This is a genomic window from Streptomyces sp. NBC_01454, from assembly GCF_036227565.1.
Lineage (GTDB): Bacteria > Actinomycetota > Actinomycetes > Streptomycetales > Streptomycetaceae > Streptomyces.
In genome coordinates, this window is the sequence record NZ_CP109460.1 from 7,822,032 (window position 1) to 7,845,758 (window position 23,727).

Consider the following 23,727-nt stretch of genomic DNA (forward strand, 5'->3'; position numbering starts at 1 on the left):
CTGCCCCTTTCTGCTGAGTTGTTGACGGCCGGTCTTCGCCTGTGCGGAGATGCGCTTGGCCGCGATCCGGTCCGGGCTTACTCGGGGGGTTCACACAGGCGCACGGCGAGGGCGGCGATGTCGTCGTCCAGGCGTCCTCTGCTGTAGCGGAGGAGATCGCGGTGCAGAGCCATGAGCAGCTCGTGGGGCGGCGTCGGGGGCTGTTGGCGCATCCAGGCCGCCAGCGGGAAGAACCCGCCGTCGCGGGCGCGGGCCTCGGCGACCCCGTCGGTATAGAGAAGCAGCAGGTCACCGGGGGTGAAGTCGAAGGTGTCGATGGTGTAGTGATCGCCGATCAGCTCCGCGAGATTGAGCAGCGGTGAGGGGGCGGTGGGCTCCAGGGCACGGAGTTCCCCGCGGTTCAGGAGCAGCGGCGGGGGATGTCCGCAGTTGAGGATCTCGATATGCCTCTCCCCGTGCGGGATCTGCACGAGAAGCGCGGTGGCGAAGCGCTCCATGGCCCCCTCGGGGGGAAACGCGGCGTTGTATCGGGTGCTGCTGGCGTCCAGCCGGCGCGCCACGCTGACCATGTCGGCCTCGTCGTAGGCCGCCTCCCGGAAGGAGTTGACGATCGCCGCGGCCGCTCCCACTGCCGGCAGACCCTTGCCCCGCACATCACCGATGAGCAGCCTGACCCCGTATCGCGTGTCGACCACCTCGTAGAAGTCCCCGCCGATACGGGCCTCCGCGGCGGCCGCGAGATACAGCGACTCGATCTCGACGCTCGCGAAGCGGCGCGGCATCGGACTCAGCACCACTTGCTGCGCCGCGTCAGCGACGAGCCGCACCTGAAAGAGGGTGCGCTCCCGCTGGAGCCGGACATGACTTCCGTACGCGGCGGCCACGGTGACCGCGATGATCCCCCCAGCCGTCCACCATGTCCCCAGACCGGGGAACACCACGCTGAGGCCGATCATCAGAAGGAGGCAGACCGTCCCCAGCAGGACGGTGGGGAGCACCGGCCACATGGCGGCGGCGAGGGCCGGCGCCGCGGGCAGAAGGCGACTGAAGGCCACGTCCGGGGGAGTGACGTATGCCAGGGTGGCGATGACGACGGTCAGGATCACCGGCGACAGTCGCACAAGCCACCGGCCGTGGCGACGAGGGATCCGCGGCCGTCCAGAGTCGATCACACTTCACAGGGTATCCACGTAAAGAGGACATAGCGCTCTGGCGGCAGCGTGACGGGGGACAGTGCCATGTCCCGGGCTGTCCTCCCGCCGCCCTGTCAGCGCTCTCCGGGCCCTGTCGTGCGGCGGCCGGTGCTACGAGCGCACGCCTCCCACGCCTCGCACGGCTCCCACGCCTCTCTCGGCTTGACCGGTGCCACCGAACCTTGAGGCGTGATCAGCTGGGGGCCTTGGCGACAAGGCGCCTCAGTGCAGCGTGTGCGGGTGGGCCCCAGCTGGGCCTGCCACCGGGGCGGCCGCGGACGCCGGCTTCTCCGATGAGGATGCCGCCGAGCGCTTTCAGCACCGCCCAGCCGCGGGCGCGGCCCAAGGTCGCGGCGTCCGCGGCCGGCTGGTAAGCGCAGTGGAAGCGGTCGGCGGCGCCGTCCGGCAGGAGTACCCAAGAGGCGGCGAGGTCGCAGGCCGGATCGCCCGCGCAGAGGTCACCGAAGTCGATCACGCCGCAAAAGGTGCCGTCCGCGGTGAGGACGTTGGCCGGATGCAGGTCGCCGTGGAGCCACAGTGCCGGGCCCGGCCAGGTGGGCGCGGCGACGGCGTCGTCCCATACCGCGCGGACAGCGTCTGCTTCGGGGAGCAGCCCCAGCTCGGTGGCCGAGGCGAGCAGCTGGGCGAACCGTTCGGTGCAGCCGGACAGCGGCCGCCCGCGGCCACGGCCGGCGGGCGCCTCGTCGGGGGCGGGTTGGTGAAGAGCTGTGAGGAAGGCGGCCAAGGCGGCGGCCGCCTCCGCGGCGCGCGTGGCGGGTGCGCGGTCGGCGGGCTCGCCCGGCAGCCAGGTGGTGACGATCCAGGGGCGCGCAAACCGCTCGGAGGGCTCGCCGAGGCGCTGCGGGACGGGAAACCGGCAGGGGAAGGCGCGGGGCGAGAGAGGGCAGCCAGGCGTGCTCCTTGCGCAGCAGCGCGTCCGCGGACTGCGTCGCCCAGGGCAGCCGGACGGCGAGGTCGTCGCCGAGCCGCCACAGCTGGTTGTCCCAGCCACGCGCACCGAGCCGCAAAGGACGATCTGCCAGGTCGCGGTGCTGGTCCCGCAGCAGATCCTGGACCAGCTCCGCGGTGACCTCGACGGCGTATCGCCGCGCCTTCCAGCACGGGAATGCCTGACGGCGCGGGTCAGGCGGCGCGGGTCAGGTAAGGCGATCACACCGGCTCACCGCGCACTCGACGCCTTCAAGTGCGCCAGCCACAACGAAGGCACGCGCATGACCCGTGACATCGGCGAGTGGCTCGTGAACGAGATCGTGGCCCAGCGACCACCGGGGTGGGAATCGCAAGGTTCACCCACCCCGAGTGTGACGGTCACGGCGCCCGCAACTTCAGGCACCTCGGTCGTGGCCCCACCGTCGCGCGAAGGCGCTGCACCTCAGCCTTGGTCCGACCTGGTCAGGGCGTCGGTGATCAAGCGGGTGGCGAAGTCGTGGTCGTCGGCGATCCGGTTGGTGTGCTCAGCGAGCAGGACGGCCGTAGCTTCCAGGGGGTTCATCTCGGCCTCGATCCAGCCTCCGTACTGGGCCCGCCAGAGGTTGGGGCTCAGGTCGGTGGCTGCGGCGACGAGTAGGCCGGCCATGGTGGGGATGATCTCGGGGCGGAAGGTCTTGGGCATCATGCGCATCGTGGCCACGAGGCTGGGCACCGTGTACTCGATGACGTCTTTGTCGTGCTCCTCGCAGGCTGACCGCAGCCACTTCATCAGCATGTAGATGAGTGTGCATGTGCCGTCCAGCAGCGCATCGACTCCTGTAGGGCCCAAAGACGCGGCGAACTGGTCGATCATTTCCTGGTGTTCGGGGTCGGTCTCGGTTTTCTTGTCGTAGAGGGCCTTGAGCCGAGAGTCGATCATCATGAGTGCTGCGCCCACGTCGCCGGCGCGCGCGTACTTGGGGTCACAGGGCGATGACACAGGACTCCTCCTCATATGACCGCAGCGGGCTGTGCGGCATGTCCGTACGGTAGACCGCCGATCGGGCCGGGATCCGGCGAATCCCGAGGGAGGGCCTTCGGCAGCTGGACTACTCCACCTTCGGGGCGCACGCGCACGTTTTAGTGGTATAGCTCGCCGCCGACGGGATGTGCTCGGAGCCATGCTGCCTCGAACCCGTCCGGAAGGATTTCTCTGTCCGTGCGCTCAGGGGAACAGAGGTCCGCAACCGGCGGAGGGAATGTGCGGTCGTCGGGGCCGCTCTTCGGGGAGTCGACCGGGCGCTGAGCGCGAGCAGCTCATGGCACCCACCAGTCACCTGACGCGACACGTCCACAGCGACGCGCCCCGTTACCCGGCTATGACCCAGCCCGCTTGAGAGCCGCTTTTCTCGTGCAAGTAGATTCGCCTTGAACCGAGTTCTCCTACGTCACCGGCGTCCCTTCGCCGGGAGAAGGGACGCCCCATGGGTTCCCACGCCCGTCCCAACCGAATACACCGCACCGGTGTCCGGGTCGCGATGGTCGCACTTGTCGGTGCCGCCCTGCCGATCACCGCCGGCGGTCTCGCCGAGGCGGCCACCCCCGGTGCCACGCACTCCGCGGACGAGAACGGCCGGCAGGGGAGCGAGGCCACCACGACGGCCGCCCGGAGCCAGGGCGTGAAGGACCAGGCCGCTCCTCAGATCAACACTGACCACGCCTTCCTTCTGGACGCCCGCGACGGCAGCCGGCGGCGGGAGCTGTGGGGCGGGGCCAAGGCGGACGAGAGCGTGCCGATGGCCAGTACCACCAAGATCATGACTGCCCTGGTGGTGCTCAAGCGTCCGGAGTGGCTGAACCGGCAGATCACGGTGAAGCAGGAGTACCGGGACTACGTCCAGAAGGTCGGCGGCAGCACCGCCGACCTCCAGACCGGCGACAGGCTGACCGTCGCGCAGCTGCTGCACGCCATGCTGCTCCCGTCCGGCGACGACGCCGCGATGGCTCTGGCCGACAACTTCGGCTCCGGGGACACCGAGGACGCGCGGATCGCCGACTTCGTGCACCAGATGAACGCCGAGGCGCAACAACTGGGCATGACCGGCACGCACTTCGACACCTTCGACGGCATCTCGCACGGCAACAACCACAGCACCGCCCGCGACCTGGCCAGGCTCGGCCAGCGCGCACTGCTGCAGCCGGTGTTCGCCGACATCGTGAAGAACAAGCAGTTCAAGACCGAGGCCCCGGCGGCCAACGGCCACATCCGGTACTACACCTGGGACAACACCAACAAGCTGCTGAGCAGCTACGACGGTGCGCTGGGCATCAAGACGGGCAGCGGCCCGGAGGACGGCTACTGCCTCGTGTTCGCCGCCAAGCGGGACAATCGCACCCTGGTCGGCGCGATTCTCAAGGACGACCAGGGCCGCTTCGACGACGCAACCAAGATGCTCGACTGGGGCTTCGCCCACTGAGCGCAGCTGCCCGGGGAGGTCGGGGTCGCGGTGATATCGGGCAACCACGTATCACCGAAGTTCCCGTCACACCATCAACGCCTGCGTGAACCGCTCTGGGCGGGGACGATGGGATGCCTCGGCTCGTTGTCGATCATGCCCATGGCGTTCGCGTGGTCGACATAGGCGTCCATTACGCTCAGCTGATCGCGAACGTACAGCCAGTCTGGATTTCTGGGGTCCTTGGCCAATTCCGCAGCTATCCAGTCCTCAAGCAAGCCGGCACCACGGACTGTCGCAGCGCAGTGAATGAATTGCGAAATGTACTTTCCGGGGCCGTGCGTGTCCCACGTATACCCTTCGCCTGCCGGTCTGACATCTACTTCAACGCCGAGCCGAAGAGGAGTGATGTCCACAGACAGGCGAGAAAGGTGTCCGTAGATACTGTTCGCACGGTCCAGGGCATTTTTGATCGAGTTGTCAAAACTCTTCATCCGGCCGTTGGCGCTGGAAGTCAGAATAGTGAGATTCGCCGACCGTCGACCGTCCCCGCCGAAGGATGCGTTGACCAGATGTCCGGCGATGAAGGTCTCGTTCGTATACTTCGCGCGGGCGTCGACGATGGCCGGAGGCAGTTGGGAATTGGCATCGCTTCGCTGATCCAAGAATCCGCGTGGGCCCAGGATCACGTGTCCTCTCGTACCCCCGCCGCGCCCGAATGTCGGGCCGTACGCGGGTAACTGAAGGTAATGCACATGCGGCAGTGACGAGACAGGGATGCGTGGCGGGCGGGCGGACGATCGGCCGGAGTGGCCTCCGTCCCTTGAGGACGAGCCGCGCCCTCCGGCCCTCTGTACCGTCCGGCCGCCCTGGAGCAGCCCTTCGCCTTCCCCCACGCGCTCGCCAGTCGTATCCGCCACCCGCTGGACGGTCCGGTGCGAAGCGGTCGTCGCCTGGCGCTGGGCGCTGAGGGAGGGGGCCGTCGTAGCGCCCGCGGCGTAGGCGGCGCCGTCCTGCGCGGCAGCCCGTTCGGAGCCCTGCTCAGGGTCGGTGACATGAACTCCGGCCCCGTTGTCGTTGCCCCTTTCGGACACACCCTTCACGTTCTTGTCGACGTGGCTGAGCTCGTGGCCGATGACCTCCTCGTTGCCCTCGGCCCCGGCGGACAGGAAGACATGGTTTCCGACCGTCATGGCCTGGGCCCCCATCGCCGCGGTGGCGCGCTGAGCAACCGTGCCGCGGTGGACGCGGGTGGAGGAGAGTTTGTCGTTTTGGTAGAACGGCGCAGCCTTGGCAAGCACCGACGAGGGCAGCGGCTGGCTCGGCGACCGCATGGCGGCGGCCAGCAAGGCTCTCTGCCGCTCCGGACCGTTGTCCTGTGCGCCGTCGTGGCCGCAGTCTGTGCCGTGGACGTGCTGCTGTACCTCCTCCAAGGCACGCGCGACGGTGCCGCCGTCCACGGAACTTCGCATCTGGGCTCCCGGCGGCTGGTGCCCGCCTCCAGGGTCGTGCTGGAGCTCGTCCTGCGTCCACAGATGCCCAGCCTGACGGAGCATCTGAACCACCGCCGCATTTCCGACAGCGCTCTGCGAAGCGAGCATCCGCTGAACAGCCGTGCCGGTGGAAGAGGCGGTCGCTCTCGACCGCTCAGGCCCGCGCACCCTGTCCGACGTGGGTTTCTCGTCGCGGTTCAGGCCCATCTGCCTTCCTCCGGAGTCAAAGGGTGAATCGTCCTTCACCACCCTGACACGCTCAACGGACGCGCCCCAGAGACGCAAGGGCAGAGACGCGGAACAAACGGGCAGGAACCCAGATGCTGCCTGTTCCCCCGCATCACGCCTCGCCGACTCGTAGTTCGGTCCTTGGGCTGAGCAAGATCCCCGGTCGCTCGGTCGGCACGCTCTCCGGAAGAGGCCGGGCGCTGAGCGATCCCGGATGGGTTACGGATGATGGCGTTGAAGGGCGCTGAGCCGAAGCAGGATGCGTGTCACCAAGATCGGCGCTGAACTGCTGTTTTCCTGGTAGGCGGCATGGCAGTTGGCATCCAATCAGCAGCTACTTGTCACGGACAGCGCCCTTGGTTCTCGCGTCGTCCCGGACGCGCCGCCGTCAGAAGTCGTACGGCTTCTTGGCGCTCCAGTTCAGCACATCGGCCTGGTTCCAGCTGAACTGCGGCTTCTCGCCCTTGATGTAGACGGAATAGAAGGGGCCGTCGTGACCGTCCGCGCCGCGCATCGCGAGGGCGAACGACTGCGCCTTGTGGTTCTTCGAGCCGTAGTCGAAGAGGTTCACCGCGCTGTATGCCATGCCGCCGGGCTGGAGCGTGAGGTGCTTGTCGCCGCCCGGGTTGTCCTTCTTCGAGTGCGGCAGTGCGGCGCCTTCGCTGCCGAGCTTCACGGCCGGGTAGGAGGTGACCCAGCAGGGCTTGGTGCCCTTGTTCGACGCGGTGACCAGCAGGTGGTCGCCCTGCTGCCCGGCGAACCGGTGCACCGCGGTGAGCAGCATCTCGTTGCCGCGGCACTGCTGGGCGCCGGCCGTGGTGCCCTTGCTCGCGGCCTTGCCCGTCCCGCCCGAGGCGGTCGTCGAGCGTGCGCCCTCTTTGGTCTCACCGCCGCTGGCCTGCTCCGCGCCGCCCTTGCCGTCCCCGTTGGACGCGGACCTGCTCTGCGCGGTACCGGCGGCGTTGCCGCCGCCCGCCGCCTTCGAACCGCCGTCGGCGCCGCCGCAGGCGGTCAGGCCCAGCGCCAGCGCGGCGGTGACGGCGGTGAGGGTGGCGGTACGAATCCGGGAAGTACGCATGATCGGGTTCCCCCTGTGTTTCGTGCGGGAGTTTTCTTCGGCCGTTCCCGCGGTGTGGACACCACTTTTCCCGGGGCCACTGACGTTCCGGAAACGCCTCACTCACGTCCCGCAAACAAACCGCGCGAACGGGTGAGTCCGAGCCGCGGGCAGCCTGGAGTTCCGCACCTGGATCTTGGCGCCCGCAAGCGGCCCCGAACAGTGTCACCTGCCCCATGGCCAGCCACCACCACCGACCCGGCAGCACCGCCCGCGCTCAACTGCCCAGCAGCCCCGACGAAGAGAAGCTGTGTCAGAACCCGTGCGCCGGGCCGTGGCGGAAGTCGCTTCAACCGGTCACAGACCGACGACGTCCCCGGCCCTCTTCAGTACGGAGCCGAGTGCGTCCACCACGGCGTCGTGCCGCCTCGCGCGCGCCGCCCGGTCCGCCGGCACCAGCCGCGCGGCGGCCTGCACGGCATAGGCGTCCGGGTCGCCGAAGGCGGTCCGCGGGTGCCCTCCTGGGTGATCGGCAGCCGTCCGTCATGGAGTTGGACACCGGGGCATCGAAGTGGTTGCGGAAGCGAGCAACTGATGAGGCGCAGGTGACTGCCGGGAGTCGCACCAGCTCTACCGACACTGAGACCGCGCGAACTTCGGATGCAGATAACACCTCGGTAAGGGCTCGGAGTTCGGGTTCCACACGGGGCGGCTCGACTCAGGGACCCTCTTCTTCGGTGTACACACCGGGCTCCGCGTACGCCCTCCCGTCCGGTCAGAGGATCGTGGACAAGACGCGTCGCCAACTCCGCGCAGCCGGCCGCGCCGCCACCCCTGCCCAGGCCGAGGCAGGGGCCCGTTGATCCCCTCCGACTGGCGCCGGCTGGTCGGCGGAGGCCCGCGAGCCCTCGCCGTTTCAGGCGAAGCCAGTTCGCGGAAGCTGTTGCGGACGTCCGTCAGCGGCCGTTGCGGGGTCCAGGAGGCCCTGGTCGTAGGCGATCAGCGAGCGGGTGACGGGTGCGCCGATCAGGTTGGCCCCCCGGTGCCCGGCGTCGGCTCAGCGTTCGCCGACCGTCCCGCCTCGGTCCAGGACGGCCTCGACCGCAGCGAGAAGCCGCGCCCCCACCCGGTCGACACTCCCATTCTGGGCGCTGACCTGCGCACCCTCCATGAGGAAGGTGATCTCTGCGGCGGCCTCGTCGGGAGCCCGCACGCCGGCCCTCTCGCACATGCCCGTGAGCCGGCGCCGTTGGGTGGCCTTGTGGTCCTCGATCAGCCGGCGGGCCGGGTGTCCCCGATCGGGCAGGCCGGCGATGGAGTTGACGAAGGGACAGCCCCGCTGCGCGATGTCCGGCAACCCCTCGGCGATGAATCGCGTCACGGCGAGGACCTGGGCCCGGCCGTCGCCGGGGTGTTCGGCCTCCGTGCGGTCGAAGGCGGTCGAGTACCCCGCTGCGACGATTCTCAGCCACTCCTCGATCAGGGCGTCCTTGGTGACAAAGTGCCGGTACAGGGCCATCTTCGTGGTCTTCGCCTGCTCGGCGATGGCCTGGACACCGACGGCCCTGATGCCCTCGCGCAGGAAGAGCTCCTCGGCGGCGTCGAGGATGCGCTCACGCGGGGGCAGGCGGGCCACTCTCGTGTCCCGGCCGGGCCTTGGGGGGCTGCTCGCCATCTCCGCCTCACTTCGGTCGCCGTCGCCGGCCTCTCCCCGCCCATGCTACGTTACCGACCAACCCCGAACGATACCGCTCGGTATCATGCGGGACCGATCGGATCACTGCGAGGTTGAGCGTCGTGAAGCTGCACGAATACACCCGGTACGACGCCGTGGGGCTGGCCCAGCTCGTCGCACGGGGAGACGTCACCGCCGCGGAACTCACCTCCGCGGCCCAGGACGCGATGACTGCCGTCAATCCCCACATCAACGCCGTCGTGGAGAACTGGCCGGCCGAGGACGCTCCGAGGCCGGGCAGTACACCGCTCACCGGTGTCCCGTTCCTCATCAAGGATCTGGCCGTGGCCATGAAGGGCAAGCACGTCGAACTGGGCAGCCGCCTCGCTGCCGGCAACGTGGCAGCGGCGGACTCCTTCCTCATGCGACGGTTCAGGCGGGCCGGCCTGGTGACGCTGGGCCGTACGGCGTCCCCCGAATTCGCCTACAGCACCACCACGGAGCCGGTCCTCCACGGAGCGACACGCAACCCCTGGGACCTCACCAGGACGCCGGGGGGTTCCAGCGGCGGGTCGGCCGCAGCCGTCGCCGCCGGCATCACCCCCATCGCGCACGCCACCGACGCGGCCGGCTCGATCCGCGTCCCCGCCGCCAGTACGGGGCTGTTCGGACTCAAGCCCACCCGCGGCCGCGTCTCCATGGGTCCGGACGCCGACGAGGTCTTCAACGGCTTGGCCGTGCACGGTGCCCTCAGCCGGACCGTGCGCGACAGCGCGACGCTCCTCGACCTGATCCAGGGCCCCGAAAGCGGCGATCCCTACGTCGCGGCACCTCCCCGACGCCCGTACGCCGAGGAGAGCACCCGCAATCCCGGGCGACTGCACATCGGACTGCTCACCACCCCCTGGAACGGACGCGCCGTGGAGCCTGCCGTACACGAAGCCACGCTGGCCGGCGCCCGCCTGCTGGATTCGCTCGGCCACCGGGTCGAACCCACCGGCGTGCACCTCGGGGTGAGCTGGGAGGAATTCGTCCTCGCCAACGCCCGACTGTGGACGGCGAACCTGGTGACATGGATCGACGGCTTCGCCGAGGCGTTCGGCCGCCCCGTGAACGAGACGACCGTCGAGCCCGAGATGCTGGCGAGCTACGCCTGGGGACGTCGGGTCAGCGGTGCGGAGTTCGTGCAGGCCCTCGATGTGCGCAACCGGGTCGCCCGGTCGATCGGCGCGCACTTCGACCGTCACGACGTACTGCTGACACCCACCCTTCCCGAACTTCCCGTCGCCATAGGCACTTACCACCATGGAGCGGAGGGGGCAGACGGCCGGGGCTGGCTGGAGCACCTGTTCCACAGGTCGCCGTTCACCGCGGCCTTCAACGTCGCCGGCACCCCCGCCATGTCGGTGCCCCTGGCGGCCGATCCGGCCACCGGCATGCCCATCGGCCTCCAGTTCGCCGCCAGGTACGGGCGAGAGGACGTTCTGTTCCGCCTTGCCGGGCAACTGGAGAGGGCCGCTCCCTGGGTGCAGCGCACGCCCCCCGTCTGGGCCGGCACACTCCCGGCCGCCTGAACCCCGCCGACGGTCTCGGTTGGCCGGGGAACGAGTCTGGGCCCGCAGCACCGTCGTCGGTGCTGCGGGCACGCATGCTGCTTACGAACACCGCACCAGCGTCATCAACGCCTTCTTCGGCCTCGCGGATGCCGTCATCACCGTGCGCAGCCTGTTTCCATGCGCCTGGACCACCCACCGCTGGGAAGACCGCCTCACCCGCGGCCCTGACCCCGTACCTGTCCGAGCGAGCGCCTAACCACCCTGAGCTGTCTTTCCTGCGGGCCGTGACCCGTGGATGTACTGGTCGGCCCAGGCGCTGATGATGCGGGCGGCTCGCTGCGCTTGTCCTCGGGCGGTCAGGAAATGGTCCGCTCCTTCGAGTGAGACGAAGCTTCGAGGGTGTCGTGCCTCGCGGAAGATCTCTCCGGCGTTGTCGATGTCGACGGTGTTGTCGGTCGGCGAATGCAGGACGAGGAGCGGCAGGTCCAACTCGCCGATCCGATCCCGCAGGTGAGCACGGCGGACGTCTTCGACGAAGGCACGCTTGAGGACCAGGGTCCGCCCGCCGACGAACCACTCGTGCGACCCGTCACTGAGCACGCGATCCACGACCGCGTCGTACTGTCGCTCGACGTGGCTGGGATCGACAGGCGCTCCGATCGTGGCGACCGCGCGGACGCCGGTTGCCTCGGCTGCCGCGGCGAGGACGGCGGCGCCTCCCCATGAGTGCCCCACCAGCAGGTCTGCCGGAGTCCCCCGCTCCGCCATCATGGCTGCGGCACGGATCGTGTCCTGGACCTTGACGGTGAAGGAACCGTCCCCCCAGTCGCCGTCGGAGTCCCCGATCCCGAGGTTGTCGAAGCGCAGCATGCCGATCCCCTCGCGTGCCAGCTGCTTGCTGACACGCGACGCGGCCGGCGAGCCCTTGCCGAGGGTGAATCCGTGCACGAAGATCCCCCAGCCGCGGATCTCGCCGTCCGGCAGGTCGATCGCTCCGGCCAGTTCGGGGCCGACGACGCTCGGGAATCTCACTTTTTCGCTCATGTTCTGATCACCTAGGCAGGGGCTGTTCGTGGAGCAGGGAAGACAAGGGTGCCACCGGCCGGCCCCACGCGCATGCTCCGGGCAGGGGAGCAGCGAGCGCGGTGCCGGCCGTGATCGGCGCGTCAGGCGGTCGGCTTCCGGTCGGAGGACCGCTCGGTGGTGAGCAGTGCGGTGATCTCCTCGGCGAGGTGCGGGCCGAGCTCGCCCCAGCCGTCTTTGTAGCCGTAGACGCCGGCCAGGGTGCGGGCCTCGTAGTCGCCGTTCATGATCTCGATGTCCGTGGCCGTGATGAGCGCCGGGTGGGCGACGCCGACGGCCGCCGAGACCTTCAGCAGCTCCTTGCGGAGGGTGCGCAGGTAGACAGCGGCCCGGGTGGCCTTCGAGGTCGGGTCGAGGCCGCGGGCCAGCCACGGGCTCTGGGTGGCGATGCCGGTGGGGCACTTGTCGGTGTGGCACTTCTGCGCCTGGATGCAGCCGATCGACAGCATCGCCTCACGGGCCACGTTGATCATGTCGGCACCCAGAGCGAAGGCGACCGCGGCGTTCTCGGGCAGGCCGAGCTTGCCGGAGGCGATGAAAGTCAGGTCGTCGGTCAGCCCCCGCTCGGCGAAGGTGCCGTAGACCCGGGAGAAGCCCATCCGGAAGGGCAGCGACACCGAGTCGGCGAAGGTGAGCGGTGCCGCCCCGGTGCCGCCCTCGCCGCCGTCGATGGTCACGAAGTCGACACCACGGTCACCACGCGCCATCAGGGTGGCCAGCTCCTGCCAGAACTCCATCTCTCCCACCGCGCTCTTGATCCCCACCGGCAGGCCGGTCTCGGTGGCGAGCAGTTCGACGAAGTCGAGCATCGAGTCGACGTCGTCGAACGCGGTGTGTCGCGACGGGGAAGCGCAGTCCTCGCCGAGCGGGATGCCGCGGATCTCGGCGATTTCCGGGGTCACCTTCGCGCCCGGCAGCATCCCGCCCAGCCCCGGCTTGGCACCCTGGGAAAGCTTGATCTCTATCGCCTTGACCGGGGCACCGGCGACCACATCCTTGAGCTTGTCGATGCTGAAGCTGCCGTCCTCGTTGCGGCAGCCGAAGTAGGACGTACCGATTTGAAGGATGAGGTCGCCACCGTTGCGGTGGTACGGCGAGAGACCGCCCTCGCCCGTGTTCTGCAGGGTGCCCGCCAGCGCCGCCCCCTTGTTGAGCGCCGTGATCGCCGCGCCGGAGAGCGATCCGAAGCTCATCGCCGAGATGTTCACCACGCTCGCCGGCCGGAACGCCTTGGCGCGCCCGCGTGGCCCGCCCAGCACCTTGGCCGACGGCAGTGGGGCCTGCGGGTCGTGCGCGTCGGGCAGCGTGCCGGCGAATGTGCGCTGCTTCAGGTAGGCGTGCCCCTGCGTGTGCTCGACGTCGTTGTCGGTTCCGAACCCGAAGTAGTTGTTCTCCCCCTTCGCCGACGCGTAGATCCAGGTGCGCTGGTCACGACTGAAGGGGCGCTCCTCGTCGTTGGAGGTCACTATGTACTGCCGCAGTTCCGGCCCGATCGTCTCCAACAGGTACCGGGCGTGCCCGAGCACGGGGAAGTTCCGGAGCAGTGCGTGCTTCTTCTGGACAAGGTCACGAGTGGCCACCAGCGCCAATGCTGTGGCGGTGGCCGCGGCGATGCTCCGGGCGCGCATGAACGTTCCTCTCCTCGATGCTCGACTCCATTGCCATGCAGTGGAGTCGTCGTGCCGGGCGTTGGGCGGTGGGCACGACCCAGCGGGCGTCAGCGTCCGTCGGAGGACGCCCGATGATATTAGGGGCTCGCCCGGATAGTGGGTCGCGCGTGGGGTGGTCTTCCCAGTGGCGGGTGGTCCAGGCGTCGAAACAGGCTCTGCACGGTGACGCTCGTGTAACACGGCGTAACGTCTGAGCGCCGGGCGGGCCGGGCGGGCCGGGCGGGCCGGGCGGGACAAGGACTGCCGATCTTCGGCCGCTGCGTCCGGGCCGATCGGGAGGGTCCATCTGCGGGCTGGCGCCGGCGGCTCGGCGTCTCCCACACCGGCTCTGCCCAGGGGGCTTTCCTTCGTCAGTCACCACGCCCGGCCGGTTCATCGCGGCTGCCACGGATATCTGAGCCGACGACGGGCCTCGGCGCTGCGGCTGTCCCCTCTGCAGCGGAACGACCCCCCACCCGCGCAACTGGACTCCTCACAGGGGGTCGGCATCCTGGACCGCCTTGCCGCAGAGGTGGCAGTCATCCTCGCGGCTTCCGCAGAAGATCACGGCAGGGTGGGTGCGTGAGTGTGATCGCGTGCCTCCGTCGCACGGCAGCCGTTCGCGCCGCGTAGGCGACGCCGGTATCCGAGGGGTCCGGGCGGTGAGGGGCGACCGGACGGCGGCGGAAGGGACCGGACGGCCCCTGTCCGGCTCCGTCGTCGCCCTTGATCCTGGAGGTGTCACACCGGCCGTTGGACAGCCGCCGGCATTGAGGAGGCATGACGTCATGCTGAACACCCCGCACATTGTCAGCGACGTGATGACCAAGACGGTGGCCGCGGTCGACCGTCAGGCGCGGTTCAAAGAGATCGTCGAGACCATGGAACGGTGGAAGGTCAGTGCTCTGCCGGTGCTGGCGGGGGAGGACCGGGTGGTCGGCGTGGTCTCCGAAGCGGATCTACTGCCCAAGGAGGAGTTCCGGGAGTCGGACCCCGACCGTCTGGAGCAGCTGCGACGGGTCGATGACGTCCGCAAAGCGGAAGCGGTGACGGCGGGGGAGCTGATGAGCAGCCCTGCCCATACCGTGCGTGCCAATGCCACGCTCTCCCAGGCCGCTCGCACCATGGCGCTCGAGTCGGTGAAACGGCTTCCGGTGGTGGATGCGCACGGGGTGCTCCAGGGCATCGTCAGCCGTGCCGACCTGTTGAAGGTCTTTCTGCGAACGGACGACGACCTGGCGCAGGAAGTCCGCCGGGACATTCTCGGCGCGCTGTTCGCGGCCCCGACCCGGGATCTGCAGGTCACCGTCACCAACGGCGTCGTCACGCTGCGCGGACGAGTTCGGGACACTTCCCTCATCCCGGTGGCTGCGCGCCTGGTGCGTGCGGTCGAGGGGGTGGTGGACGTGGAATTCGATGTGACCGGCCCGGATGCCGCACGCACGGGGCCCATGGCGGCGGACCGGCCGGGAGAAGGACGGTGAGAGAGGACAGCTCATCCCTCACCCCCGCGACCTGCCGCGGAGCCTGCACTGTCACCACGGCGTCCTGGTGGCACCCCCCTCACCCCCCCGCGGTGACCTCGTCATCAGTGGTTCGGCCGGTGCTGTCGTAGTACGTCCAGGACGACGGAACCGGCGATGGTCTCGTGGGTGATGAGCCGCTCCGCGAGGGCGTCCAGTGCCGTGCGGTGTTCGCGCAGCAGGGACACTGCGCGATTCTCGGCCTGCCGGACCAGGCGGGTGGTTTCCTCGTCGACGATGCGTTGGGTCTGCTCGGAGTACGGCCGCTGCAGGGCTGCTTCGGGGGGTTCTCCGCCGAGGCGTTGAGGGGTGCCCGAGGCGTAGCCGACCGGGCCGAGGGCGGGGGACAGGCCGAAATCGCGGACCATGCGGCCGGCGATCTGGGTGGCGCCGGCCAGGTCGTCGGCGGCGCCGGTCGAGCCCTCGCCGAAGGCGACGAGTTCGGCGGCCCGGCCGCCGAGGCGGACGGTCAGCAGGTCGTTCAGATAGCCCTCACTGTAGAGGTGGCGTTCGGCTTCGGGGAGCTGCTCGGTGGCGCCGAGGGCCGGTCCGGACGGCAGGATGGTCACCTTGGCGACCGGGTCGGCGTGCTCGCACAGGGCCGCGACGAGGGCATGCCCGGACTCGTGAACGGCGACCGCATGGCGCTCTTCGGGGAGCAGGGCGTTGGAGGTCTCCCGCCGCCCGAGCAGAACCCGGTCGCGGGCGGAGTCCAGGTCCTGGGCGGAAATGACGCTGCCGCCCGCGCGGACCGCGTTGATGGCTGCCTCGTTGACCAGGTTCGCGAGGTCGGCTCCGGAGAAGCCGGGGGTGGCTCGCGCGATGACGTCCCAGTCGACGTCGGGTGCCAGGGTCTTGCCGTGGGCGTGGACCCTCAGGATCGCCGCTCGCTCGGCCTGGTTCGGCAGCGGGACGGTCACATGCCGGTCGAAACGTCCGGGCCTCAGAAGCGCGGTGTCGAGGGCTTCGGGCCGGTTGGTCGCGGCGAGCACCACGATCCCGCTGCTCTGGTCGAAGCCGTCCATCTCGGCCAGGAGCTGGTTGAGGGTCTGCTCGCGCTCGTCGTTACCGCCCAGGCGCACCCCGCCGCGGCGGCTGCCGACGGCGTCGATCTCGTCGATGAAGATGATCGAGGGAGCACGTTTGCGTGCGTCGGCGAAGAGGTCACGGACCCGGGAGGCACCGACCCCGACGAACATCTCCACGAATGCCGATCCGGTCACTGACAGGAAGGGCACCTCGGCCTCGCCGGCGACGGCGCGTGCGAGCAGCGTCTTGCCGGTGCCCGGTGGCCCGACCATGAGCACTCCGCGTGGTCCCTTGGCTCCGGCCACCGCGTACCGCTCCGGGTGGCGCAGGAAGTCGACGACCTCGCTGATCTCCTGCTTGACGCCCTCGTACCCGGCGACGTCGACGAAGCGGGTGGTCGGCCGCTCGGCCTCGATGATTTTGGCCCGGGACCGTCCGATACCGCTCAGCCCCCCGGACAGCGTGCGGGCCGCCTTCCGCCCGGTCCACAGGAACAGCGCACCGAGGAGGACCAGCGGCAGGATGAATGCCAGCAGCGTCCCCAGGCCGCTGCCGCCGCCGGTGTTGGAGGCGGTGATGTCCACCTTCTCGGAACGCAGTTGTTGCTCCAGGCCACTGTTATCCAGTGCGGTGGGGATCTGGGTGGTGAATTTCCGTCCGTCTTTGAGGGTTCCGTCAACAGCTCCCTTGTCGTTGATGTCGACCGTTTTGACCTGGCCCGTGTTCACCTTGCCGAGGAACTGGCTGTACGTGACGGATGTCCCGGGCGAGGGCTGGGAGCGCATCAGGAGGACGAGGAACACGATCACCAGAACGATGGGCAGCAGCCACCGCCGCCACCCGGGGGTCGGTGGCGAGGCCGGCGGTTTGGGCGGCTCTCCTGGCGGCCCCGGTTTGGCCGATCGCGTCGGATGCCGGCCCGGCAGGCGCACTGCTGTGATCATTGGATGGCTCCCTCGACGCAGGCCTCCCACGACGCGCCTGTTTCGCGCTGCGGCCGGTGCCGGCCGCCTCGGGCGTCTCCCTTCCACGGTCAACGCTCTTCCCGCCTCCCGCACCACGAAATGCGACAGCACAGGTCTGGACGACGTCCTGCGGAGGCTCAGGGCGTGTCACCAGAGGAGACCGCACGGCGACGGTGGCCTCACGAGCGCCAAGCGCACACCGCAGTCGCCGGACCGAAGCTGGACCGTTCGACCCATTTCATGCCCGGTCCGCACGTCGGAGACCGATTCCAAGCCCATCGGAGCGGCGGACGAGGGACGCACCGCAGCTCTCGTTCCAGGCTGCAAAGGCCGAGACCTTGCACGCCTCGCCGAGCGTGTCGGGGAGCCGTTCGCTCCCTCTTTGGCGGAAGACCTGCCGACACCACCGCGACGCCGTTCTGCCTTCACGGCCGCGTCGTCACCCCGCCCCGGTCGGGGGCTGATCGGGAGGAGCCGCCGCCCATGCGACGGCGTTTTCGAGTTCGTTGTACCCGAACCGTCGCACTTCGGCATGGACGAAGTGGTTCGCAAGATGAGGTACCAAACCGGCGAGCTTGCTGTCGGCTGCCAGCGCCACCTTTCCGACCTTCCGGTGGTGGTCGCGGACGAAACGCACATGCCGGAGCAGACTCCCGGCGTTCTCCCAGCCGGGAAACTCTCGCGCATGGACCACGACGCCGGCCAACTCCTCATGCACTTCGAGCCAGCCGTCGACGGCCAGCGCGAGGGCATCGAAGTCCTGTGCGCGCAAGGGCTGTTCGATCTCCGCCACCAGAACCTGGCTCTCGGGCAGGAGCCGGTGGGAAATTCCGGGACCTTCAGGCAGCGAACTCAACCAGCGGAGGGCCGCGTCACGCTCCTGGTTGCCGAACACGCGCACCGGGCAGGGCATCAGAAAGCTCATGAGCCGGGTCGACTCACGGATCCAGCCGATGTCGCTGACGACCGCGCAGCCCTCGAACAGCCGCAGGGAGGAAAACCCGATCTTGAGGTCCTCCCACCCGGCCCCTGGGGTGAACGACTGAAACTCCGGGCCGAACTCATACAGGAAACGGATGCGGCGACCTTCGTTGCGCGCATCATTGACGAGCGGCTCGATCACCCTCTCGTAGTCGCTCTTCGATACGGTCCCGACCGCCTTCACCGCGTCGACTGCGGCAGGCACGTCCTTGAGCCTCTCAAGCATGTCGCCCTTCTCTCAGGACCTGTGCGACGTGCAGCTCAAACCGAACCGACGCTCGGCGCACACCACGGCGCACCCAACTTCGACCCTCCAGAATCATTTTACGTCGAACTCGGTTTCCACCACGCTCCTGCTTCTCCGCTCTGTGCCAACGTTGCAGGTCACGAGCGCGCCCCGCCTCCAGTCGGGCGACGGTACGGGGCGCGCCATGTCGTATCTCGCGGGGGCATCCTTCCTTCTCCACGCTGCGCGGAGTGCATGGCTGAGGGGATGGGCCGCAGGTCCTCGTCCCGGGCCGACCGGCCCTACGGGTGGCGCGGACGGAGTGCGCGTGGGAGGGCGTACTGCGTCGAACGCGACGCTGACGATCAGCAGACGAAGGGGCCGGACGGCCCCTGCCCGGCGCGGACGGACTCGCGCAAGCTGAAGGTGTCGCAGCGGCCGCGCGACGGCAGTTCGTCCCGAGGAGGCGTCATGGAGCACACCCCGTGCACGGTCGGCGATGTGATGACTCGGACGGTGGTGGCCATCGGTCAGGAGGCGCGGTTCAAGGAGATCGTCGAGACGATGGAGCAGTGGAAAGTCAGTGCTCTGCCGGTACTTGTGGGGGAAGGGCGGGTGATCGGTGTGGTCTCCGAGGCCGACCTGCTGCCCAAGGAGGAATTCCGGGAAGCGAACCCGGACCGTAGGGAACAGCTGCGGCGGTCGGATGACGTGCGCAAGGCCGGCGCCCTGACGGCGGGGGAGCTGATGACCACGCCGGCCCTGACGGCGCATGCCGGAGACACCCTCGCTCAGGCGGCGCGGACCATGGCGTTCAAGTCCGTGAAGCGGCTTCCCGTGGTCGACGGCGAGGGGATGCTGCAGGGCATCGTCAGCCGCTCGGACCTGCTGAAGGTCTTTCTCCGGTCCGACGAGGACCTGGCGGCGGAGGTACGTGCGGAGGTCGTGGGCCGGCTGTTCGCCGGTTCCGCGGAGGAGCTGTCGGTCAGTGTCACCGATGGGGTGGTCACCCTCAGCGGCCGGACCCGGAACACGGCGCTCCTCCCCGTGGCAGCACGGCTGGTGCGGGCGATCGAGGGCGTCGTAGAGGTGACGTTCGACCTCAAAGGACCGGAACTCGAACGGACCGGGTCCACGGCGGTGAGCCGCAATTTCGAGCATCGGTAAGGGGCCGGGCCACCGTGCGGGAGGGGCTGCACGATGCGCGGCCGGCACACGGAGTCGGTCAGAGGGCCGGTCGGTCCCTGCGAACGGCACCGGACGGCCCTCGGGCCGAAGGCGCACGGCGACGGACTGCTGTGCGGTTACCGGGGCAGCAGCCTGGCCGACGTCGCAGGTCTGGAGGACCTGCCGGCACGCCTCTCCCGCATGGCGGACGATCTTCCCGAGGCGGCATGCCATCCGGTTGTCGCCAGGCCGGACGGCAATACCGTCGTCGACGCCCGAGTCCGCCTGATGCCGCGCCACGCGCGTGACGCCTACCTGCGTTGGCTTCCCTGAGGCCGGGCATGAGCCGAGAGAGGGCAGGAGATGAAGCGCCGACAGGTGGGAAGTGTCATGACCGGGGATGTCGTCCGCGCGCACAGCGGGACATCCGCCGAAGAAATGGTGCGGTGGCTGGCGGAGCACGACATCTGCGGCCTGCCTGTGGTGGACGGCGATGACAAGGTGATCGGCGTGGTGTCCGCGACGGACCTGGAGCCCGTGCGGCACAGGGCCGGAAGTGGTGCGGCCCCCAACGCCGGCGAGTTGATGTCGGTTCCGGCTCGCACGGTTCGCGCCGATGACTCCGTGGTCCGTGCGGCCCGCCTCATGAGCGCGAGCGGTGTCGAGCGGCTCCCCGTGGTGGATGAGGAGGCACGGCTCGTCGGCATGATCACCCGGCGTGATGTGCTGCAGATCTTCGCCCGTCCGGACTCCGCAATCCGCGACGAAGTCATGGATGAGATCGTGGTGCGGGCGTTGTGGCTCAGCCCGCAGAGTATGGAAGTGTCGGTCCATGACGGTCTGGTGACCGTTGAGGGGAGCTTGGAGAGCAGCGGCCAAGTAGCCGTCGCGATACGGATGATGCGACAGGTCGACGGCGTCACCGCGGTCGTCAGTCGCCTCACCTACCGGCGCGAGGCTCCCTACCAAGAGCCGGTGTAGTCCACCGTCCGCCTCGCCGCCCGCGGCGGTGCGTCGCCTCTGCCGAGCGATGCGGCAGCCTCGCGGCAGTTCACGGTCACCACGGCGGAGACACTGTGCCACTGGTGGGTCTGCTGCTGTGATGCGGCGTCCACTGCGCTCGCGGCCACCACGCCTGCAGTCGGTGCCGGCACGGCAATGAGTACCCCCGTTCCGGCAGGTGCGGGGACCGTCCAGCCCTGGCACGCCGCCGCATCAGGGGTCAGGATGGAGAAAGCGGTGGACGCCGTACCCAGCCGGAGGGCTCCATGGACAAGGCGGAGGCATTTTCACCGGAGCGGCCGATCCGGGTGTTCCTGCTCGACGACCACGAGGTCGTCCGACGGGGGGTGCAGGATCTGCTGGATGCCGAACCCGACATCGAAGTGGTGGGTGATGCGGGTACGGCCGACCATGCGCTTGCCCGTGGCCCGGCGCTGCGCCCGGATGTAGCGGTGCTGGACGTGCGGCTGCCGGACGGGGACGGCGTGTCCGTATGCCGGGAACTGCGCTCACGCATGCCGGGTCTGGGCTGTCTGATGCTCACCTCGTTCGACGACGACGATGCGTTGCTCGACGCGATCATGGCTGGTGCGGCAGGTTATGTGCTGAAGGAGATCAAGGGGGCCGATCTCGTCACCGCGGTGCGCACGGTCGCCTCCGGGCGCTCGATGCTCGATCCGGCAACCACGGCGCGGCTGATGAGCAGTCTGCGCGGCGAGAAATCCGATGCGGGGTCCGAGGAAGATGTGTTGTCCGGGCTGTCCCCGCGGGAGCGAGAGATCCTCGGCCTGATCGGGGAAGGGATGACGAATCGCCAGATCGGCAAGCGGCTCTATCTGTCAGAGAAGACCGTCAAGAATCACATCTCCCGCCTGTTGGCGAAGCTCGGTGTGGAGCGGCGCATCCAGGCGGCAGTTCTCGCCACCCAGGCCGCCGCGCCACCTGATGAGGCAGCCGCCGGGACGCACCAGAGCTGAGGAGTGCGGTACGGCGAGCGTCACCCCGAAGGAAGGCGCAACGGCACTCGCCATACCGGTCTCGTACCGCCCTCGGCCGGTGACTCGAGCGTCATCTCACCGCCCAGGCTCTCCGGTATGGCCGCCCAGGGCGGGTGCGGTCACACTCTCCACGGTAGTGACCACGCACGGATGAGCACCCTGAACGGTGGGCCGTTCGGTCCCCTCGTAGCCCCCATCGGCTCATTGGCTGGAAGGCGGACCGTGGAGCAATCTCGATAACACGGCACTTACACACCGCTCGCCGCCGGCGAACGACGTACGTCAGTCGGTCGGTGCCCCGGTCAGGACGGTTTCCTTTCTCCGTCCCCGAAGGAAGGGCGGCCATGGAGCCGGAAATGATTACTGTGGGACTCGACGGCTCACCGGAAAGTCTGGCAGCTGCACAGTGGGCAGCCGCCGAAGCCGACCGGCGGGACTGCGTGCTGCGACTTCTGCATGCTTGGATACTGCTCGCCGCCGAAGCGCCGGACACCCCGCCCGATCGTGATCAGAACGCCGGTGCACGGCGGATCGTGCGCCAGGCCCTGGAAGCGGTGCGCGAACGCCATCCGCATCTGCAGATCATCGAGGATCTGGTGGGCTCCGAGGCCCAGCCCGCATTGCTTCGCGCTGCGGACGAGTCGCGGATGGTGGTGCTGGGTTCGCGGGCTCTGGGCACGTGGGGGAGCTATGTGTTCGGCGATGTCAGCCTGGGCGTTGTGGGCCGATCCGACGGGCCGGTCGTCCTCGTACGGGGGAGCGGCCGTGCGCAACCGGACGGTGCCGAGTCCGCGGCTACCGCCAACGGCCCCGCATCACGGATCGTCGTCGGCGTGAGCCTGAACGGACCCTGCGAACCGCTCCTGGCATTTGCTTTCGATGCCGCGGTGAGTCGTGGACTTCCGCTACAGGTCGTTCACGGACGTCCGCTTCCTGTGCAGGCCTACGCGCCCTGGGGCGTGGACCCGGATACCGCGGCGGAAGTCGCCAAGGACGCGGACGGTGAGCTGCGGGACGTCATCGGTCCGTGGCGTGCCCGCTTCCCCGACGTTCCGTTGGAACTGACTGTCCTGATGGAGAGCGCGACCAGGGCCATGGTCCAGACGGCCCCGGGGGCCGAGCTCCTGGCCGTCGGCCGTCGGCGGCACCGACCGTTTCTCGCGCCGCGCGTCGGCCCGGTCGCGCACGCCGCAATCCACCACGTGACCTGCCCCGTGGCCGTGGTCCCCCACGACTGAGTGCGGCGCCTGGCAGTCCCGTGGCAGCACGGCAGCCCCTCGCTCAGCGGGTTGGTTCGGTGGGCTGTATCCGGGGTGTGCGTGACGACGCCCGCCCCGCCTCCAGATCGTCGTACGCGGTCCTTTTCCGTTGTGCCGCCAGATCGCTCATCGCCCGGCCGGCCGCGAGTTCGAGGTGTTGTACGCGGTCGGCGAGGCCCTGCGTCTGATCGACGCTTACGAACCCCCGTCCAGCCCGTACGTCGAGGTACCCGCACGGCCAGGCACCGGACACGGCGCGACGGAGGCCCCTCGTGGCATGACGGGCTGACCGCCCTGTGCGAACGAGTGATCCGCAACCACGATCCGTGCATCTCCTGCTCCACACACTTCTGGGCGTCGTGACGTCACGGAACTCAGATCCGCGGTACGACCGCGACGGGGCACGGCGAATGGTGCAGAACCGCGAAGACGACGGGGCCGAGAAGCATCGGTGTGCGCTGCATGCGACGCCCGACGACCAGCAGACTCGCCTGCGAGCAGGCCCCCAGCAGCACCGCTGCGACTCTGCCCCGCTGCACGTGTTCGATGACGTGAACAGCGGGGAACTGCGCCCTCCACGGTGCCAGGATGTCGGCAAGCTTCTTCTCCTCGCCGGCTGCGAGCTCCTCTTCCTCCGGTGACGGGGTGGGGGTGGCGGATGCAAAATCGACGAGTGCGGGGGCTTCCCACGCCCGCACGGCGCGCACGCCGATGTGGTGGGCCTCGGCAGCGGCGAACGCAAAATCCAGCACTGCCTCCCCCCGTGTCCCGGCCTCTTGGACGCCGACCACCATCTCGGGCTTCTGGTCGGCGCCGCCCTCCTCCTCACGCACGATGACGACGGGGCATATCGCGCGTCCCAGAACGTGCAGGCTGACGGAGCCGAGCAGGAAACCGGCGATGGCGCCGTGCCCACGTGATCCGAGCACCATCACCGCGGCCCGCCCACTTCGGTCCACCAAGGCGTCCACCGCCTCTTCAGAGACCTCTTCGGTCGCCACCGAGATCCCCGGATGCAGCTCCAGCGCCATGGCTTCGGCTGAGCCGAGCACCTCGGCTCCGTAACGCCGCTTGTTCGCGGCCTCCTGGGCAATGGGGATGTTCAGGGGCTGGGAGACCCAGGAATGCAAGAGGTGAAGCGGGAGGCCCCGGGCTGCTGCCTCCTCGGCGCCCCAGCGCACTGCGGGCCCACTGTTCCCCGTTCCATCCAGTCCTACGACAACGGAATCACCCATGACGTACCTCCGCCGCAGTCCG

General features: G+C 69.0%; 18 protein-coding genes and 2 pseudogenes. 9 read left to right on the top strand and 11 right to left on the bottom strand.

Annotation, left to right across the window (positions count from 1 at the left end; genetic code table 11):
- Positions 1-77: 77 nt before the first annotated feature.
- The 3 genes and pseudogenes from OIU81_RS34455 to OIU81_RS34465 form a co-directional block, all read right to left on the bottom strand.
- Entirely contained in the window at positions 78-1,172 is a 1,095-nt protein-coding gene (locus OIU81_RS34455; RefSeq protein ID WP_329154155.1) for a PP2C family protein-serine/threonine phosphatase, read from the bottom strand.
- 214 nt (positions 1,173-1,386) lie between these two features.
- A pseudogene (locus OIU81_RS34460) lies at positions 1,387-2,272 on the bottom strand (aminoglycoside phosphotransferase family protein).
- Positions 2,273-2,586: 314 nt separating this feature from the next.
- Entirely contained in the window at positions 2,587-3,123 is a 537-nt protein-coding gene (locus tag OIU81_RS34465) for a hypothetical protein (RefSeq protein WP_329154157.1), read from the bottom strand.
- Positions 3,124-3,607: 484 nt separating this feature from the next.
- Between OIU81_RS34465 and OIU81_RS34470 the strand changes: the two genes are divergently transcribed.
- Positions 3,608-4,600, top strand: a complete 993-nt coding sequence (locus OIU81_RS34470) for a D-alanyl-D-alanine carboxypeptidase family protein (protein ID WP_329154159.1) — start codon at positions 3,608-3,610, stop codon at positions 4,598-4,600.
- Between the two features lie 74 nt (positions 4,601-4,674).
- On the opposite strand, the gene OIU81_RS34475 is transcribed toward OIU81_RS34470, so the two are convergent.
- From OIU81_RS34475 to OIU81_RS34485, 3 genes are all read right to left on the bottom strand, one after another.
- Positions 4,675-6,321 (bottom strand): eCIS core domain-containing protein, encoded by a 1,647-nt coding sequence (locus OIU81_RS34475; protein ID WP_329154160.1) that lies wholly within the window; start codon positions 6,319-6,321, stop codon positions 4,675-4,677.
- A gap of 367 nt (positions 6,322-6,688) precedes the next feature.
- Entirely contained in the window at positions 6,689-7,378 is a 690-nt protein-coding gene (locus OIU81_RS34480) for a DUF4232 domain-containing protein (RefSeq protein WP_329154161.1), read from the bottom strand.
- A gap of 1,036 nt (positions 7,379-8,414) precedes the next feature.
- Positions 8,415-9,032, bottom strand: a complete 618-nt coding sequence (locus tag OIU81_RS34485; protein ID WP_329154162.1) for a TetR/AcrR family transcriptional regulator — start codon at positions 9,030-9,032, stop codon at positions 8,415-8,417.
- Between the two features lie 122 nt (positions 9,033-9,154).
- On the opposite strand from OIU81_RS34485, the gene OIU81_RS34490 reads away from it, so the two are divergent.
- A complete protein-coding gene (locus tag OIU81_RS34490) occupies positions 9,155-10,606 on the top strand; it encodes an amidase (RefSeq protein ID WP_329154164.1) in 1,452 nt (483 codons plus the stop codon).
- A gap of 234 nt (positions 10,607-10,840) precedes the next feature.
- Here the strand turns inward: OIU81_RS34490 and OIU81_RS34495 are convergent, their stop codons facing one another.
- Positions 10,841-11,632, bottom strand: a complete 792-nt coding sequence (locus tag OIU81_RS34495) for an alpha/beta hydrolase family protein (RefSeq protein ID WP_329154166.1) — start codon at positions 11,630-11,632, stop codon at positions 10,841-10,843.
- Between the two features lie 122 nt (positions 11,633-11,754).
- On the bottom strand, positions 11,755-13,299 hold the full coding sequence (locus OIU81_RS34500; RefSeq protein ID WP_329154167.1) for an FMN-binding glutamate synthase family protein: 1,545 nt from the start codon (positions 13,297-13,299) through the stop codon (positions 11,755-11,757).
- An 809-nt stretch (positions 13,300-14,108) separates the two neighbouring features.
- Here OIU81_RS34500 and OIU81_RS34505 point away from each other — a divergent pair.
- Positions 14,109-14,804: a CBS domain-containing protein gene (locus OIU81_RS34505; RefSeq protein ID WP_329154168.1), complete on the top strand. Its 696-nt coding sequence runs from the start codon at positions 14,109-14,111 to the stop codon at positions 14,802-14,804.
- Between the two features lie 104 nt (positions 14,805-14,908).
- Here the strand turns inward: OIU81_RS34505 and ftsH are convergent, their stop codons facing one another.
- Positions 14,909-16,816, bottom strand: a complete 1,908-nt coding sequence (gene ftsH / locus OIU81_RS34510; protein ID WP_329154169.1) for an ATP-dependent zinc metalloprotease FtsH — start codon at positions 16,814-16,816, stop codon at positions 14,909-14,911.
- A 460-nt stretch (positions 16,817-17,276) separates the two neighbouring features.
- Positions 17,277-18,044, bottom strand: a complete 768-nt coding sequence (locus tag OIU81_RS34515; RefSeq protein ID WP_329154171.1) for an STAS/SEC14 domain-containing protein — start codon at positions 18,042-18,044, stop codon at positions 17,277-17,279.
- Positions 18,045-18,515: 471 nt separating this feature from the next.
- Between OIU81_RS34515 and OIU81_RS34520 the strand changes: the two genes are divergently transcribed.
- The 6 genes and pseudogenes from OIU81_RS34520 to OIU81_RS34545 all read left to right on the top strand — a co-directional run.
- Entirely contained in the window at positions 18,516-19,211 is a 696-nt protein-coding gene (locus tag OIU81_RS34520) for a CBS domain-containing protein (RefSeq protein ID WP_329154173.1), read from the top strand.
- 33 nt (positions 19,212-19,244) lie between these two features.
- Complete coding sequence (locus OIU81_RS34525; protein ID WP_329154175.1) at positions 19,245-19,544, top strand: acetate--CoA ligase family protein; 300 nt, start codon at positions 19,245-19,247, stop codon at positions 19,542-19,544.
- A 57-nt stretch (positions 19,545-19,601) separates the two neighbouring features.
- On the top strand, positions 19,602-20,192 hold the full coding sequence (locus tag OIU81_RS34530) for a CBS domain-containing protein (protein ID WP_329154177.1): 591 nt from the start codon (positions 19,602-19,604) through the stop codon (positions 20,190-20,192).
- A 287-nt stretch (positions 20,193-20,479) separates the two neighbouring features.
- Positions 20,480-21,190 (top strand): response regulator transcription factor, encoded by a 711-nt coding sequence (locus tag OIU81_RS34535; protein WP_329154179.1) that lies wholly within the window; start codon positions 20,480-20,482, stop codon positions 21,188-21,190.
- 365 nt (positions 21,191-21,555) lie between these two features.
- Positions 21,556-22,449: a universal stress protein gene (locus tag OIU81_RS34540; protein ID WP_329154181.1), complete on the top strand. Its 894-nt coding sequence runs from the start codon at positions 21,556-21,558 to the stop codon at positions 22,447-22,449.
- Positions 22,450-22,570: 121 nt separating this feature from the next.
- Positions 22,571-22,833 (top strand): annotated as a pseudogene (locus tag OIU81_RS34545) (Ni/Fe hydrogenase subunit alpha); the annotation flags it as partial.
- A gap of 11 nt (positions 22,834-22,844) precedes the next feature.
- Here the strand turns inward: OIU81_RS34545 and OIU81_RS34550 are convergent.
- Positions 22,845-23,705 carry a universal stress protein gene (locus OIU81_RS34550; protein ID WP_329331555.1) on the bottom strand — a complete coding sequence of 287 codons (861 nt, stop codon included), beginning with the start codon at positions 23,703-23,705 and terminating at the stop codon, positions 22,845-22,847.
- Positions 23,706-23,727 lie beyond the last annotated feature (22 nt).